The organism is Micromonospora sp. NPDC047740, from assembly GCF_043204735.1.
Taxonomy (GTDB): Bacteria; Actinomycetota; Actinomycetes; order Mycobacteriales; family Micromonosporaceae; genus Micromonospora.
This window is the reverse complement of the sequence record NZ_JBIDCT010000008.1, coordinates 326914-342391: the sequence shown is the minus strand read 5'-3', so window position 1 is coordinate 342391 and position 15478 is coordinate 326914. Positions and strand designations below refer to the sequence as shown.

Annotated in this window: 14 protein-coding genes; 7 read left to right on the top strand and 7 right to left on the bottom strand. The window is 73.1% G+C overall.

Translation table 11 applies throughout. The features are described 5' to 3' along the window. Window positions 1-607: 607 nt before the first annotated feature. On the bottom strand, window positions 608-1291 hold the full coding sequence (locus ACGF4F_RS17760; RefSeq protein ID WP_073834450.1) for a response regulator transcription factor: 684 nt from the start codon (window positions 1289-1291) through the stop codon (window positions 608-610). A 24-nt stretch (window positions 1292-1315) separates the two neighbouring features. Then, window positions 1316-2602, bottom strand: coding sequence for an ATP-binding protein (locus tag ACGF4F_RS17755; protein WP_357443518.1), 1287 nt, complete (start codon window positions 2600-2602; stop codon window positions 1316-1318). Between the two features lie 210 nt (window positions 2603-2812). On the opposite strand from ACGF4F_RS17755, the gene phoU reads away from it, so the two are divergent. After that, entirely contained in the window at window positions 2813-3466 is a 654-nt protein-coding gene (gene phoU, locus ACGF4F_RS17750; protein WP_357443516.1) for a phosphate signaling complex protein PhoU, read from the top strand. A 52-nt stretch (window positions 3467-3518) separates the two neighbouring features. Here the strand turns inward: phoU and ACGF4F_RS17745 are convergent, their stop codons facing one another. After that, window positions 3519-4286, bottom strand: a complete 768-nt coding sequence (locus ACGF4F_RS17745; RefSeq protein ID WP_357443514.1) for a phosphoglyceromutase — start codon at window positions 4284-4286, stop codon at window positions 3519-3521. A 151-nt stretch (window positions 4287-4437) separates the two neighbouring features. Here ACGF4F_RS17745 and ACGF4F_RS17740 point away from each other — a divergent pair, with 151 nt between their 5' ends. Continuing rightward, on the top strand, window positions 4438-5763 hold the full coding sequence (locus ACGF4F_RS17740; protein WP_393078423.1) for an MDR family MFS transporter: 1326 nt from the start codon (window positions 4438-4440) through the stop codon (window positions 5761-5763). A gap of 101 nt (window positions 5764-5864) precedes the next feature. Continuing rightward, entirely contained in the window at window positions 5865-7127 is a 1263-nt protein-coding gene (locus tag ACGF4F_RS17735) for an MFS transporter (RefSeq protein ID WP_357443510.1), read from the top strand. A 384-nt stretch (window positions 7128-7511) separates the two neighbouring features. Here the strand turns inward: ACGF4F_RS17735 and ACGF4F_RS17730 are convergent, their stop codons facing one another. The 3 genes from ACGF4F_RS17730 to mshA all read right to left on the bottom strand — a co-directional run bounded on the left by ACGF4F_RS17730 (window position 7512) and on the right by mshA (window position 10496). Then, entirely contained in the window at window positions 7512-8462 is a 951-nt protein-coding gene (locus ACGF4F_RS17730) for a hypothetical protein (protein ID WP_357443508.1), read from the bottom strand. A gap of 77 nt (window positions 8463-8539) precedes the next feature. Then, a complete protein-coding gene (locus tag ACGF4F_RS17725) occupies window positions 8540-9073 on the bottom strand; it encodes a YbjN domain-containing protein (RefSeq protein WP_357443506.1) in 534 nt (177 codons plus the stop codon). 58 nt (window positions 9074-9131) lie between these two features. Beyond that, window positions 9132-10496: a D-inositol-3-phosphate glycosyltransferase gene (gene mshA, locus ACGF4F_RS17720; RefSeq protein WP_357443504.1), complete on the bottom strand. Its 1365-nt coding sequence runs from the start codon at window positions 10494-10496 to the stop codon at window positions 9132-9134. Between the two features lie 171 nt (window positions 10497-10667). On the opposite strand from mshA, the gene ACGF4F_RS17715 reads away from it, so the two are divergent. Continuing rightward, on the top strand, window positions 10668-11447 hold the full coding sequence (locus tag ACGF4F_RS17715) for an SDR family oxidoreductase (protein WP_357443502.1): 780 nt from the start codon (window positions 10668-10670) through the stop codon (window positions 11445-11447). Between the two features lie 42 nt (window positions 11448-11489). Next, a complete protein-coding gene (locus ACGF4F_RS17710; RefSeq protein ID WP_357443500.1) occupies window positions 11490-12275 on the top strand; it encodes a class I SAM-dependent methyltransferase in 786 nt (261 codons plus the stop codon). Window positions 12276-12409: 134 nt separating this feature from the next. Here the strand turns inward: ACGF4F_RS17710 and ACGF4F_RS17705 are convergent, their stop codons facing one another. Further along, complete coding sequence (locus ACGF4F_RS17705; RefSeq protein WP_393078417.1) at window positions 12410-13501, bottom strand: UDP-N-acetylmuramate dehydrogenase; 1092 nt, start codon at window positions 13499-13501, stop codon at window positions 12410-12412. A gap of 70 nt (window positions 13502-13571) precedes the next feature. Here ACGF4F_RS17705 and ACGF4F_RS17700 point away from each other — a divergent pair, with 70 nt between their 5' ends. Beyond that, window positions 13572-14327, top strand: a complete 756-nt coding sequence (locus ACGF4F_RS17700) for a maleylpyruvate isomerase family mycothiol-dependent enzyme (RefSeq protein WP_357443496.1) — start codon at window positions 13572-13574, stop codon at window positions 14325-14327. A gap of 121 nt (window positions 14328-14448) precedes the next feature. Continuing rightward, window positions 14449-15456, top strand: a complete 1008-nt coding sequence (locus tag ACGF4F_RS17695; protein WP_357443494.1) for a LacI family DNA-binding transcriptional regulator — start codon at window positions 14449-14451, stop codon at window positions 15454-15456. Window positions 15457-15478 lie beyond the last annotated feature (22 nt).

Below are 15478 nucleotides of genomic sequence, written 5' to 3'. Positions count from 1 at the left end.
CCACCAACATTCCGATCCGGGCCCACCCGGGCGACCCCGGCTCGCGGGGCACCTTCCTCGGCCGTGCACCCGTGTTCAACGCCCCCGAGCCGGCCACCATTCCGGGCCGGGGATGCCCACCGGCCGCCCGCAAAACCGGACACCGCGCACCGCAATCCGGGACGGGAGGAGTAGACGTGCTCCACGTCGCGGAAACGGCGGTATCGGACACCCGCCGACACCGCCACATCCCCGACCCGAAGTCGATCACGACCCCTACGCAACAACCGAGGCCGACACTTTCGGGAAAGTGGCCCTTCGGACACCTTCGGGGAAAGTGGCCCTTCGAAGCGCCGGAAGGCCCCACTTTCGGCGAAACTGCGCCCCCTGACATACAGGTGGCGGAGCTAGGACCGGTCAGCCAGGACAGGCCTCCAGCCCGTACCCGAGGCACGAGCCACGCAGGTCGCACAATCCGGACGGCGCAGGACCACGACGCGGGTGTGGCCCGCCGTGACCGGCGCAGGGATCAAGCCTGACCGCCCGGAGCCGGGCACGGCGGGCCACACCCGAAACCGCAACCAAAGACGACACCGCATGCCCGGAGACCGTCACCAACGGCGGACGATCACGGCTCGAACTTGTAGCCCAGGCCCCGGACGGTGACGATGTAGCGCGGCGCCGAGGGCTCCGGCTCGATCTTCGAGCGCAGCCGCTTGACGTGCACGTCCAGCGTCTTGGTGTCGCCCACGTAGTCGGCGCCCCAGACCCGGTCGATCAGCTGCCCCCGGGTGAGCACCCGGCCCGCGTTGCGCAGCAGCAGCTCCAGCAGCTCGAACTCCTTGAGCGGCAGCTGCACGGGGCCGCCGTCGACGGTCACCACGTGCCGCTCGATGTCCATCCGGACCGGGCCGGCGGCCAGGGTCGGCGCACCCGACTCGGTCGCCTCCGCGCTCTGCCGGCGCAGCACCGCCCGGATCCGGGCCACCAGCTCGCGCGGCGAGTACGGCTTGGTCACGTAGTCGTCGGCCCCGATCTCCAGGCCGACCACCTTGTCGATCTCACTGTCCCGGGCGGTGACCATGATGATCGGGACGTGCGAGCGCTGACGGAGCTGCCGGCAGACCTCGGTGCCCGACATCTCCGGCAACATCAGGTCGAGCAGCACGATGTCTGCGCCGGTCCGGTCGAACTCGGTTAGGGCGGAGGTGCCCGTCGCGGCGACGGAGACCTCGAAGCCCTCCTTGCGCAGCATGTAGGACAGGGCGTCGGAGAACGATTCCTCGTCCTCGACCACCAGTACGCGGCTCAACGGGGTGTTTCCTTTCCTTCAGGCCTACCGGAGCTCGGCCGGGCCGGCCTCGATCCCAGCGGACGAGAGTGTCGCCTCCAGGTCGTCCGGGGGGCGCGCGGGCAGCCGGAGGGTGAACGTCGACCCTCCACCAAGAGTGCTCGACACGTCCACCCGACCGCCATGGTTGCTGGCGATGTGTTTGACGATGGCCAGGCCCAGGCCGGTGCCACCGGTGGCCCGGGAGCGCGCCTGGTCGGCCCGGTAGAACCGCTCGAAGATCCGGTCGACCTCGTTCGGGGCGATGCCGATGCCCTGGTCGGCCACGGCGATCTCGACGTACTCGTCGGTGGCCCGCGCGGTCACCCGGACCGTGGTGTCCTCGCCCGAGTAGTTGATCGCGTTCTCCACCAGGTTCGCCAACGCGGTGGCGAGCTGGCTGTCGCTACCGTACACGGTCAGGCCGCGCTGCCCATCGACGACGATCTCCACGTGGCGGGCCGTGGCACCGGTCCGGGTCCGGTCGATCACCTCGGCGATCACCCAGTCCACGGAGACCGGCTCCGGCGCGGGTTGCGGCTCGGCGCCCTGGAGCCGGGTCAGCTCCAGCAGTTCCTGGACGAGCCGGCCCAGCCGGGTCGACTCGTGCTGGATCCGCTCGGCGAACCGCCGGGCGGCGATCATGTCCTCGGAGAGGTCCGCCGCGCCCTCACCGGCCGGCTCGGTGGCGTCGACCAGTGCCTCGGCGAGGAGTTGGAGGGCCCCGATCGGGGTCTTCAGCTCGTGGCTCACGTTGGCCACGAAGTCCCGCCGGACCCGGGCCAGCCGGTGCGACTCGGTGACGTCGGCCGCCTCGACGGAGATGTAGCCGGCGCCGAGCCCCATCGCGCGCAGGTGCACGCCGAGCGGGTTGTCGCCCGCGCTGTCGCGACCACGCGGCAGGTCCAGCTCGATCTCGCGGCGCACGCCGGTGCGGCGGACCTGCCCGGCGAGGGTACGGATCAACGGGTGCGCCACCATGGTGCCGGGCGTCCCGCCGGTGCGGAGCAGGCCCATCGCCCGCGCGGCCGGGTTCACCAGCACCGGCTGGTCGTCCGGGTCGAGCACCACCACGCCGGCGCGGAGCGAGTCGATCGTCTTCCGGCCGAGCCCGGAGAGCCCACCCTGCTGCTCGTCGGGAATCGCGGGCCTCCCTGCCTGCCAACGGGAGCGCTCGCTCCCCGATGACGCCGATCGGCGCCGCCACTGCCGGACGCGTCCGGACAGCAGCAGCCCGGCGACCAGTCCGGCCACCAGTGCCACGGCCACCACGGCCGCCACCGCCCAATCCACCCGGCGATCGTAGGGTCAATGTTCACCTGGCGATCGGGCAGAATGGGACGAACCACTCTCACTTCCGGGAAAGTTCACTCACGGGCCCCGCGTCGTTCACCCGGGTTCACCTTGGCGCCGTCACCCCCGGCCTACCGTGGGTCGCGCACCTGCTCACGCCGTACGCGGCCGGCCCCGGCCGCCCGCGGCCACCGACCTCAGGAAGTGACGATGCGCGACGAGTTCCGGGCCGACCTGCAGATTGTCAGCCAACTGCTGGTGGACATGGCGGAGGGGGTGCGCGCCGCGCTGCGCCAGGCCACCAGGGGCCTGCTCACCGCCGACCGCGCGGCGTCCGAGACGGTGGTCGCGCGGGACGCCGAGATCGACGACCTCTACCGGCACGTGGAGGAGCGGGTCTGCGACCTGCTGGCCCGGCAGGCGCCGGTCGCCTCCGACCTGCGGGCGATGATCACGGCCCTGCACGTGGCGGCCGACCTGGAGCGGATGGGCGACCTGGCCGACCACGTGGCCAAGACGGCGCTGCGCCGGCACCCCTCCCCGGCGGTGCCGGCAGAGCTGCGTCCGGTCTTCACCGACATGGCCGCCATCGCCGACCGGATGGCCGAGAAGATCGCCACGCTGCTGGCCCGGCCCGACGCCGCGCTCGCGGCCGAGCTGGACAGCGACGACGACACCATGGACGACCTGCACAAGAGCCTCTTCGGCGTGCTGCTCGGCGACGACTGGCCGTACGGGGTGGAGACCGCGATCGACGCCACCCTGCTGGGCCGCTTCTACGAGCGTTTCGCCGACCATGCGGTGAACGTCGGCGAGCACGTGATCTACCTGATCACCGGCGAGGCCGCCGCCTCGGCGAGCTGAGCCCGGACGCGACGAAGGGGCCCCGGTCACCCGGGGCCCCTTCGTCGTCCGGTCAGCGGCCCTGGTTGGCGACCGCGGCGGCGGCCTCCTTGGCCGCCGCCGGGTCCAGGTACGTCCCGCCCAGCGTCTGCGGGCGCAGCTGCGGGTCGAGGTCGTAGCGCAGCGGGATGCCGGTCGGGATGTTCAGCTTGGCGATCGCCTCGTCGGAGATCTGGTCGAGGTGCTTGACCAGGGCGCGCAGCGAATTGCCGTGCGCCGCGACCAGCACCGTACGGCCGGCCAGGATGTCCGGCACGATCGAGTCGTACCAGTAGGGCAGCATCCGCTCGACGACGTCCTTCAGGCACTCCGTCCGCGGCATCAGCTCGGTCGGCAGCAGCGCGTACCGGGAGTCACCGACCTGGGACCACTGGTCGTTGTCGTCGATCGGCGGCGGCGGCGTGTCGTACGACCGGCGCCAGAGCATGAACTGCTCCTCGCCGTACTCGTCCAGGGTCTGCTTCTTGTTCTTGCCCTGCAGGGCGCCGTAGTGCCGCTCGTTGAGCCGCCACGACCGGCGCACCGCGATCCAGTGCCGGTCGGCCGCGTCCAGCGCCAGCTCGGCGGTGCGGATGGCGCGGCGCAGCACGCTCGTGTGCACCACGTCCGGCAGCAGGCTGTGCTCGCGGAGCAGCTCGCCGCCGCGCCGCGCCTCGCTCTCGCCCTTGGCCGTCAGGTCGACGTCGACCCAGCCGGTGAAGAGGTTCTTGGCGTTCCAGTCGCTCTCGCCGTGCCGCAGCAGGACCAGCGTCCCGACGGTGGGCCCCTCGCTCGCAGTCATGCGGATCATCCTGCCGTACCTCGTCGGCGGACACGCGGGGACCGGTCGTGACGACCACCACGTGGAAAAGCTGATGACCGGCGTTCCGGCCCGAGACTAGGTTGTAAGGCGCTGACGATTCGTCAGTCATTACCAAAACGGGGGCGTCGGAATGCGGACGGTGCAGGGCTGGTTCCGGGACACCACGGGCGGGCTGCCGAGGTCCTTCTGGTACCTCTGGACCGGCACGCTGATCAATCGGCTCGGCTCGTTCGTCCTGGTCTTCCTGGCCATCTACCTCACCCGCGAGCGCGGCTTCTCGGCCTCCCAGGCCGGCCTCGTGATCGGCCTGTGGGGCGTCGGCGGCGCGGTCGGCACCACGATCGGCGGCACCCTCACCGACCGGTGGGGCCGCCGCCCCACCCTGCTCACCGCGCACCTCGGCGCGGCCGTCATGATGGTCGGGCTCGGCCTGGCCCGGCCGCTCTGGGCGGTGGCCCTGGGCGCGCTGCTGCTGGGCCTGTTCGCCGAGGCGGCCCGCCCGGCGTTCGGCGCCATGATGGTCGACGTGGTGCCGGAGAAGGACCGGCTGCGCGCCTTCTCGCTGAACTACTGGGCGATCAACCTCGGCTTCGCCTGCGCGGCGGTGCTCGCCGGCGTCGCCGCCCAGGCCGGCTACCTGCTGCTCTTCCTGGTCGACGCGGCGACCACAGTGGTCACCGCCCTGATCATCTTCACCCGGGTCGGGGAGACCCGGACGCCCCCGACCGGCCCGGTCGCCAAGGGACCCGCGGTCCCCGCCGGTGCCCTGCGGACCATCCTCACCGACCGGGTCTTCCTCGGGTTCGTGGCGCTCAACCTGTTCGCCGCGCTGGTCTTCCTCCAGCACATCTCGATGCTGCCGATCGCCATGGGCGACTCGGGCCTGAGCCCCGCCACGTACGGCTCGGTGATCGCGCTCAACGGGGTGCTGATCGTGGTCGGCCAACTCTTCGTACCCCGACTGATCAAGGGTCGGAGCCGCTCGCACGTGCTGGCGCTCGCCTCGGTGGTGACAGGTGTCGGCTTCGGCCTCACCGCGTTCGCCGACGCCGTCTGGTTCTACGGGCTCACCGTGCTGATCTGGACCGTCGGCGAGATGCTCAACTCGCCGTCCAACGCCACCCTCATCGCCGAGCTCTCCCCCGCCGCGCTGCGCGGCCGCTACCAGGGCGTCTTCTCGCTCTCCTGGCAGTTGGCCGGGGCGACCGCCCCGATCCTCGGCGGCCTGGTCCGGGAGCACGCCGGCAACACCGCGCTCTGGGTCGGCTGCGCCGCGATCGGCGGCGTGACGGCGGTGGCCCACCTCGTCTCCGGCCCCGCCCGGGAACGGCGCGCGGTCCAGCTCCGGACCTCCGCCACGCCGGTCCGGCCGGTCACCGTGGTCCGGTCGCCGGCCCCGGAGGTGGCCGAGGCCGCGGCCACCGCTCCCGCCGAGCCGGTCCGGGCCGGTTCCTGAGGTACGCCCGTCCGGGTGGTGATCAGGGCCACCCTGGCGCGGCCCGGACCGGCTCCCTACGGTCTGAGGCGGACCGGTTAACAAACCTTCATGGAGGACGCGTGCGCGGCCTGCGGCGCTGGTGGGACGACACGGCCGGCGGGCTCCCCGCCACCTTCTGGTACCTCTGGTCCGGCCTGCTGATCAACCGGGCCGGGGCCTTCGCGATGCTCTTCCTGTCGCTCTACCTGACCGCCGCGCGAGGCGCCTCCGAGTCCCTCGCCGGGCTCGTGGTCGGGGCTTACGGGGCCGGCGGGGCGGTCGGCACGCTGCTCGGCGGAGTGCTGGCCGACCGGTGGGGGCGCCGGGCCACCCTGCTCGCCGGCCACCTGGGCGCCGCCGGGCTGATGCTGGCCCTGGCGTTCAGCCGGGAGTTGGCGGTGATCGGGGTGCTCGCCGCGCTGGTCGGGGTGGCGCACTCGATGCCCGGCCCGGCCTTCGTTGCGGCCATCGTCGACGTGGTGCCCGAGGAACGCCGCTCGCGGGCGTTCAACCTCCAGTTCTGGGCGTTCAACCTCGGCATGGCGGTGGCCTCGCTGCTGGCCGGCGTGCTCGCCGAGGCGAGCTACCTCGCGCTCTTCCTGGTCGACGCCGCCGCGACGCTGGCCGCCGCGGCCGTCGTCGCCCTGAAGGTCCCCGAGACGCTGGCCCGCCGGGCGGCGGCCCCCCAGGTCGTGGCGGGGCGGTCGCGGCGGCCGGGGCTGCACACCGCGCTGACCGACCGGACCTTCCTCGTCTTCGTCGGGCTGACCTTCCTGTTGGCCGTGCTCACCATGCAGACCTCGACGATCATGCCGCTGGCCATGCGGGCCGACGGGCTGGGCCCCTCGGCGTACGGCGTGGTGGTGGCGGTCGGCGGCGCACTCATCGTGGTGGGCCAACTCTTCGTGCCCCGGCTGATCGAGCCGTTCCGGAAGTCCACCGTGCTCGCGGTCTCCACCGGGCTGATGGCGCTCGGCTTCGGTTGGCTCGCCGTCGCCGACCACCTGCCGTTCTATCTCGGCGCGGCGGTGGTGTGGACGGTCGGGCAGATGCTCGCCGCACCCCCGAACGCGCAGATCAACGCGGATCTCGCGCCTCCGGAGCTACGCGCCCGCTACCAGTCGGTGTTCTACCTGACCTTCCCGGCGGCGTCCTTCGTGGCGCCGGCGCTGGGCGGGCTCAGCCTGCAGCACCTCGGCGAGCGGCACTGGCTCGTGGTGGGCGGGCTGGGCCTGGTGGCGGCGGTCGGTCACCTGCTCGCCGGCCCGCCGCGGGAACGCCGGGTCGCCGCGCTGCGGACGGCGCCGGCGGACCGGGCCGAAGCGCTGGCCGGCGGCCGCTGAGGCGGTCCGGCTCCAGACGGCGTCGAGCGCCCACCACGACCCCCGTCGTGGTGGGCGCTCGCACCGTACGCCCGGCGGCGGCGGGCGACACTCACCCCCGTAAGCGTCGCCCGCTCGCGCCGCCGGTTCCACGGGTGGCACCGTCCCCCAACGGTGTGCTCCACCCGATCCCTCGCGCCTCGCCTGCGCGGATCTGTTCGATCCGCCGCTCCCCCGAACGATTACAAGCGTGGCGCGGTGCAATAAAGTTAGTTCGCCCGGATTCCGGATTCAACTCAGATCGCTGTCTTGCCCGTCACAGCACCCGTGTCGGAAATCCGGCTGTCCTTGCTCCGGGCCATGTGTTGGCCAACAGCGGTTTCCCGCCAGCCATTCCCGCAAACCTCAGGCGTCCTCCCGGTTGGGATTCTCGGTGCGGAAGAAGTTGCTCTGCCGGCCGTCCCGCATCTGCTCCTGGTAGATCAGGTTCAGGCCGCGCAGGTCGAAGGTCCGGAACCAGTCGTCCCAGGTGATCTCCCGGATCCGGCTGCTCTCCCGGTACCCCGGGATGTTGAACGTCAGCACACCCGGCCGGCCCTCCCGCTCGGTGCCGGCGATGGTGGCCGGCTTGGCGCCACGGTCTCGCGCCCAGCGCTGGATCACCTCGTGGTTGGCGGTAACCAGGCTCCGGCCGGGACGCTCCGGACGATCCTGCAGTGAGGTGATCTGCTGGGACGACCGCACCGAACGGGCCGACGACCGGCCGGTCCGGACCGGCGTCGCCGCCGTACCACCGGTGGCGACCGCCGTGGGCCGACCCGCACCGGCGGCCGTCGTCGCGCCGCGCGCCCGGGACGCCGCCTTCTTCGCGGGAGCCGCCCGCTTCGCAGCAGGCACCTTCTTCGCCGCCGCCTTCTTCGCGGGAGCCGCCCGCTTGGCGGCGGGTACCTTCTTCGCCGCGGCCCGCTTGGTGGGGGCGGCCTTCTTCGCCCGCGCACCGGTGACCTTCGCGGCAGGCGCCGCCTTGGCCGCGGCGGTCCGCTTCGCCGGTGCCTTCTTGGCGGCCGCCTTCTTCGTGGCGGCGGCGCGCCCGGCCGGCCCGGTCGGCCGACGTGCCGCGCCACCGCCCCGGCTCTCCGCCCGCAGGGTCTTGGCCAGTGTCTTCACCAGTTCCGGCTTGCGCAGCGTGGAGATCCCGGAGACTCCGCGCCGGCGGAGTTGGTTACGCAGGTCGTCGACCCGCATCCGGGAGATCTCGGATTCGGAGATCCGTGGCGTGTTCGGAGTCTGGTTACCGGGTTGCCGGTTGGTCCTGGTCGCAGTCGTGCCGCGACCTGAGCTGATGCGCTGAGCCATGGGACACGCTCCTCGACAGTTCCGTCCTCGGCCCGCGGTGGGTCCCAAGTGCCGCACCGCGCGGTGCCGCATACCCGTCAGGACGGGTCCGAACCTCCGGCGGCCGAGCCGGTACTGGTCGACGGCGCGAAAAGGTGGGCGAACGCGGCCAGATTGGCCGTCGACTCGCCCCGTTTGACCCGCCACTCCCACTCCCGGCGGATCGCGGTGCCGAAGCCGATCTCCAGCATGCTGTCGAAGGATTCGTCGGCGTACGTCAGGACGGCCCCGAGCAGCCGGTCCAACTCGTCGTCGTCCAACCCGGCCAGGTTGACCCGGCCGGTCAGGTAGACGTCGCCGACCGTGTCGATGGAGAAGGCCACCCCGTACATCCGGGCGTTGCGCTGGAGCAGCCAGGACCAGAGCTCCTCGCGGCGCTCGTCCGGCTGGCGCATCACGAACGCCTCGATCCGCAGCGCGTGCTCGCCGACGATCAGGTTGCAGATCGTCTTGAGCTTGTGCGTCCCCGGCAGGGTGACCGCGTACGACGCCTCGCCGGTGGACTCCCACTCCAGCTCGCGCTCGGCGCAGACGGACTCGATCAGCGCGGCGACGTCACTCCGGCGGCTCACCGGTCCCACTGTACGGCCGCGCCCCGGACCCCGCCGGGCGGCGGCCGGACGGGGCCGGTCACCAGGAACAGGAGAGGGCGGGGTCGCCGGAGAGCTGACCGGCGAGCCGCGCACGATGCTCGGTGATCGCCTCGCCGTACACGGCGAGCAGGCCGGAGACCGTGCGATGCCAGGAGAAGTTGCGGGCGTGCTGCTGTGCACCCCGGCCCAGGGTGGCCCGCCGCAGCCGGTCCGGCAGCAGCCGGGCCAGCGTACGGGCCCAGTCGACCGGGTGGTGACCGTCGATGAGGACCCCGCTGACCCCGTCGCGGACGGCGGTGACCAGGCCGCCCACGGCGGCGGCCAGGACGGGTGTGCCGCACGCCTGGGCCTCCAGCGCCACCAGCCCGAACGACTCGTTGTACGACGGCACCGCGACCAGGTCGGCGGCCCGGTAGAGGGCGGGCAGGTCGTCACCGGTCTGCGGCGGCAGGAAACGCACCCGGTCGGCCACGCCGAGCGCGCCGGCCAACTCGATCAGCGCGGTGGGCCGGTCGAGACCGCTGCCGCTGGGGCCGCCGCAGATCACCACGGTCAGCTCGTCGACCAGCGCGGGCTCCCGCTCGCGCAGCGCGGCGACCGCCCGGATCAGCACGTCCGGGGCCTTGAGCGGCTGGATCCGGCCGACGAAGGCCACCACGTACCCGGTGGTGGGCAGGCCGAGACAGCGGCGGGCGGCGTGCACGGCGGCGTCCCGATCCCCGGCGACGGGGCGGAACCGGTCGAGGTCGACGCCGGGCTCCACCACGGCCACCCGGTCCGGCTCGGCGTCGTACCGGGCGATCAGGTCGCGCGCCTCCACCCGGGTGTTCGCGACCAGCCGGTCGGCCTCGGCGACCACCTGCTCCTCGCCGATGACCCGTGCCTTCGGCTCCGGCCGGTCGCCGGCGGCGAGCTGCGCGTTCTTGACCTTGGCCAGGGTGTGCGCGGTGTGCACCAGCGGCACGCCCCAGCGCTCCTTGGCCAGCCAGCCGACCTGCCCGGAGAGCCAGTAGTGCGAGTGGATCAGGTCGTAGTGGCCCGGCGGGCGGGCCGCCTCGGCGCGGAGCACGCCGGCGGTGAAGGCGCAGAGCTGCCCGGGCAGCTCCTCCTTGGTCAGCCCTTCGAGCGGGCCGGCAGTGACGTGCCGGACGTGCACGCCGGGCGCCATCTCCACCATCGGTGGCAGGTCACCGGAGGTGGCCCGGGTGAAGATCTCCACCTCGACGTCGGCCTCGGCCAGCCGTCGGGCGACCTCCAGGATGTAGACGTTCATGCCGCCCGCGTCGCCCGTGCCCGGCTGGTGCAGCGGCGAGGTGTGTACGGAGACGGTGGCGATGCGGCGCGGCCGCGGCCACGGCAGGGCACCTCGCTGACGACCGACACCGGTGTGCAAATCCGCCACGTCCGCTCCCTCTGTCACGGTTGATGCCGTCCCGCACGACCGGCGCTTCTTCGGTCAACCTCCGCGCCGGATGTCATCTTCCCCATCGGGCATCGGAAATGCCTGCCGGTGGTCCCCGGCGTGACGGACCTCATCGCGCCATGACAGCAGGGGCCGGGAGAGAATGATCGGATGACCTCTGTCGCCATCGTCACCGGGGCGTCCAGCGGGATCGGCGCGGCCACCGCCCGCCGGCTGGCCGCCGAGGGCTTCCACGTGCTCGCCGCCGCGCGGCGTACCGACCGGCTGGCCGGCCTGGTCGCCGAGATCGAGGCGGCCGGCGGCGCGGCCACCGCGGTGGCGTGCGACGTCACCTCGGACGCGTCGGTGGCCGCCCTGGCCGCGGCGGCCGCCGCCGCGCCCGGCCCGGTGACCCTGCTGGTCAACAACGCCGGCGGGGCGCGCGGCCTGGACCCGGTGGAGTCCAGCTCGATCGACGACTGGCAGTGGATGTACGACGTAAACGTGCTGGGCACGCTCCGGGTCACCCAGGCGCTGCTGCCCGCGCTGGAGGCGTCCGGCGCCGGCACCATCGTGGTCGTCAGCTCCACCGCGGGACACGTCGTCTACGAGGGCGGCGGCGGTTACACCGCCGCCAAGCACGCACAGACGGCGATCGCCGGTACGCTCCGGCTGGAGCTGTGCGGCCGGCCGGTGCGGGTGATCGAGATCGACCCGGGCATGGTGCAGACCGAGGAGTTCGGCCTGGTCCGATTCGGTGGCGACGCCGAGCGGGCCGCCGCTGTCTACGCCGGGGTGGCGGAGCCGCTGGTCGCCGAGGACGTGGCCGACTGCGTCGCCTGGTGCGCCACCCGCCCGCAGCACGTGAACATCGACCAACTGGTGGTCCGCCCGCTGGCCCAGGCCGCCCAGCACAAGGTGCACCGGGTCGCGGTGACGCGCGAGGAGTGAGCCGGGTTGCGAGTCCCGCAGTCGCGAACGGAGGGTGCGCCGATGCGGCAGCGCCCGCTCGGCGTGGTGACCCGGGGGACGACCAACCCGAACCGGCTCCGGCGGGTCGACAACTGGATCGTGGAGACTTGCGGCGACGCGCTGCGCGCCGCCGCCGACCCGCTGGTGGTCGACCTGGGCTACGGCGCCACCCCGGTCACCGCCGTCGAGTTGCGGGCCCGGCTCGCGACCGGGGTACGCGCCGACGTCCGGGTGGTCGGCCTCGAGATCGATCCGGTACGCGTGGCCGCCGCCCAGCCCGCCGCCGACCCGCCCGGGCTGGCCTTCGCCCGGGGCGGATTCGAGCTGGCCGGGCTCCGGCCCGCCCTCGTCCGGGCGTTCAACGTGCTGCGCCAGTACGACGAGAGCGAGGTGGCCGACGCCTGGCGTACGGTCACCGAGCGGCTGGCCCCGGGCGGGCTCCTGGTCGAGGGGACCTGCGACGAGCTGGGCCGGCTGGGCAGCTGGGTGCTGCTCGACGCGACCGGCCCCCGCACCCTGACCCTGGCCGCGAAGCTGACCACCCTGGACAGCCCGGCCCAGCTCGCCGAACGGCTGCCGAAGGCGCTGATCCACCGCAACGTCCCCGGCGAGCGGATTCACGATCTGATCCGGGCCCTGGACGATGCCTGGCACGCTGCCGCCGGCTACGCCCCCTTCGGCCCGCGCCAGCGGTGGCTAAGGACAGTCACCACGGTCAGACAGGCGGGCTGGCCGGTCCTCGACCGCCCCCGCCGCTGGCGCCACGGCGAACTCACCCTCCCCTGGCTCACCATCTCCCCCACCTGACCCCGCGTCCGTCCTCTGACCGCCCTCCGACCTCCCTCCGACCGCGTTGATCATGAGGTTAGCGGCGCCTGGTGTCCGATTTGTCGCCGCCACCCTCATGATCACCGAGGGCCGGCGGGGGTGGGTTGGGTGGGTCAGATGGTGCAGTTGATTAGGACGGGTTCGGGGTGGAGGGTTACGCCGAAGCGGTCGTGGACGCCGTCGCGGATCTCCCGGGCCAGGGCCACCAGGGCCGAGGTGCTGGCCGTGCCGCTGCGGTTGGTGAGCGCGAGGGTGTGCTTGCTGGAGATGGCCACCCCCTCCGGGCCGAGGTACCCCTTGCCGAAGCCGGCCTTGTCGATCAGCCAGGCGGCGCTGACCTTGACCACGTCCCCCGCGCCCGGCCAGGACGGCGGCTCGCCGAGCTCCGCGGCGCGCTCCCGGAACAGCTCGTACGCCTCGCGCTCGAGGACCGGGTTGGTGAAGAACGAGCCCACCGACCAGGTGTCCGGATCGTCCGCGTCCAGCACCATGCCCTTGCCGGCGCGCAGCCGCAGCACGGCGGCCCGGGCGTCGGCCAGCGGCACTCGGTCGCCCACCTCGACGCCGAGTGCCCGGGCCAGCTCGGCGTAGCGCACCGGGCCAGAGAGCGGGGAGCGGGCCAGCCGGAAGTCGACCGACAGCACCACCCAGCGGTCGCTGTACTTGAAGATGCTGCCCCGGTACACGAACCCGCAGTCGCCCGCCTCGATCCGCACCACCTCGTGGTGGGTGCGGTCGTACGCCTGGACGCCGGTGATGGTCTCGGCCACCTCCTGGCCGTACGCGCCGACGTTCTGGATCGGGGTGGCGCCGGCCGAGCCGGGGATGCCGGAGAGGCACTCCAGCCCCGACCAGCCCTGCGCCACGGTGGCGGCAACCAGATCGTCCCAGGGCTCACCGGCCTCGACCTGTACGGTGACCGTGTCGGCGTCCTCGGCGACCACCCGGAACCCCCGGGCCCGGACCAGCACCACCGTGCCGGGGAAGCCCTGGTCGCCGATCACCACGTTGCTGCCGCCAGCCAGGATGAGGACCGGCTCGTCCCGCGCCTCCGCGTCCTGCACCTTTTGTACGATTTCTTCGGCGCTGCCGGCGGTCTCCAGCCGCCTGGCCGCGCCGCCGAGGCGAAGCGTGGTGTACCTCGCCAGGGTGGCCGGGTCGATCGGGTCGGCTCCGGTCGTCGGTTCGGCGTAGACGTCTGACACGCCTTTCACCCTAGGCTGAGGGGTAGCCGCGGCACCCACTGGTGGCCGGGTCACCCCCGGGAGGATTGCGATGGGCAGACTGCACGGCACGAAGGACTTCTGGATCGGCGCGTTGCGGACGGAGGGTCCCGCCTTCGCCGCTGCCGTCGCGGAGGCGCCGCTGGAGACTCCGGTGCTCTCCTGCCCCGGCTGGACGATCTCCGACCTCGCCCAGCACCTCTGCGGGGTCTACCGCTGGGCCCGCACGGTGGTGACCGCCGGGACCACCACCAGGCCGGTACGCGAACCGGTGACCCCGCCGGCGGACCTCACCCCGGCGCAGTGGTACCGACAGGAGTACGACCAGCTCATGCGGCTGCTTGAGGGGCTGGACCCGGAGGCGCCGGCGTGGAACTTCGCGCCGCAGCCGAAGAAGGCGGGCTTCTGGCCGCGCCGGATGGCGCACGAGACGGCGGTGCACCGCTGGGACGCCCAGGTCGCCGTCGCCGCCGGTGAGCCGATCGAGGCGAAGCTCGCGGCCGACGGGGTGAGCGAGGTGCTGGACACCTGGCTGCCGGCGGGCCGGCGGATCCAGCCCGGCCAGTGGCACGGCGTGGTGCAGCTGACCGCGACCGACGCCGCCCAGGAGTGGTACCTGCGGCTACGCGGCGAGGGGGTGGCCCTGCTGGACACCACCACCATCCTCGACCACGACGAGCACCACGCCCGGGCGCAGGTCACCGGGACGGCGAGCGACCTGCTGCTGGCCCTGATGGGCCGGATCAGCCTCGACGCCCTCGGAGTGGCCGGCGACCGCCGGCTGCTCGACGGGCTGCGGGTGGGCTGACCCCCCGCCCGGGCGGCGCCGGGTCGCGCAAGGTGCCCGCACCGGAGCATCGCCCGCGGGGTCGACCTGCGCGGCCATCTCGTATGGTCGCTCTGGCGGTGACGAGGTGGGGGTGACGGGGATGACGACGGCCCAGCGTCCGACCCTGGAGGCGGTGGCCCGACGGGCCGGCGTGTCCCGGGCCACGGTCTCCCGGGTGGTCAACGGCTCCACCACGGTCGCCGAGTCGATCCAGCGGGCGGTCCGCCAGGCGGTCGAGGAGCTCGGGTACGTCCCGAACCTCGCCGCCCGCAGCCTGGTCACCCAGCGCACCGACTCGATCGCGCTGGTGCTGCCCGAGGCGGCCACCCGGGTCTTCTCCGACGACCAGGTCTTCCCGGGGATCATCCGCGGCGCCGCGCAGGAGCTGGAGGCGGCGGACAAGCAGCTCGTGCTCATGCTGGCCGGCTCGCCCGCCGGCCACGAACGGGTCGAGCGCTACACCACCGGCCGGCACGTGGACGGCGTGCTCTTCGCCTCGCTACACGGCGAGGATCCGCTGCCCGGCAAGCTGGCCCGGCTCGGCATCCCGGTGGTGTGCAGCGGCCGGCCGCTGGACGGCGCCGAGGTGCCCTACGTCGACGTCGACCACGTCGGCGGGGTCGCCCGGGCGGTGCGGCACCTGATCGAGGGCGGCCGGCGGCGGATCGCCACCATCGCCGGCCCGCAGGACATGGTCGCCGGCATCGAGCGGCTGGTCGGCTACCGGGAGACCGTCGCCGCCGCCGGCCTGCCGGAGCTGGTCGCGTACGGCGACTTCACCCGGGAGTCCGGCGCCGCGGCGACGCGACAACTGCTCGCCGCACAACCGGACCTGGACGCGCTGTTCGCCGCGTCGGACCTGATGGCGCACGCCGCCCTGCGGACCCTGCGGGAGGCGGGGCGGCGGGTGCCGGACGACGTGGCGGTGGTCGGGTTCGACGACATCGAGACGGCGGCGTACACGGAGCCGCCGCTCACCACGATCCGGCAGCCGATAGTGGAGCTGGGCCGGGCGATGACCCGGCAACTGCTGCGCATCGCGGCCGGCGAGAGCGTGGAGCAGGCGCTGCTGCTCCCCACCGAACTGGTGGTGCGCGAGTCGGCGTAGCCGGGACGCACCGGACCGGGGC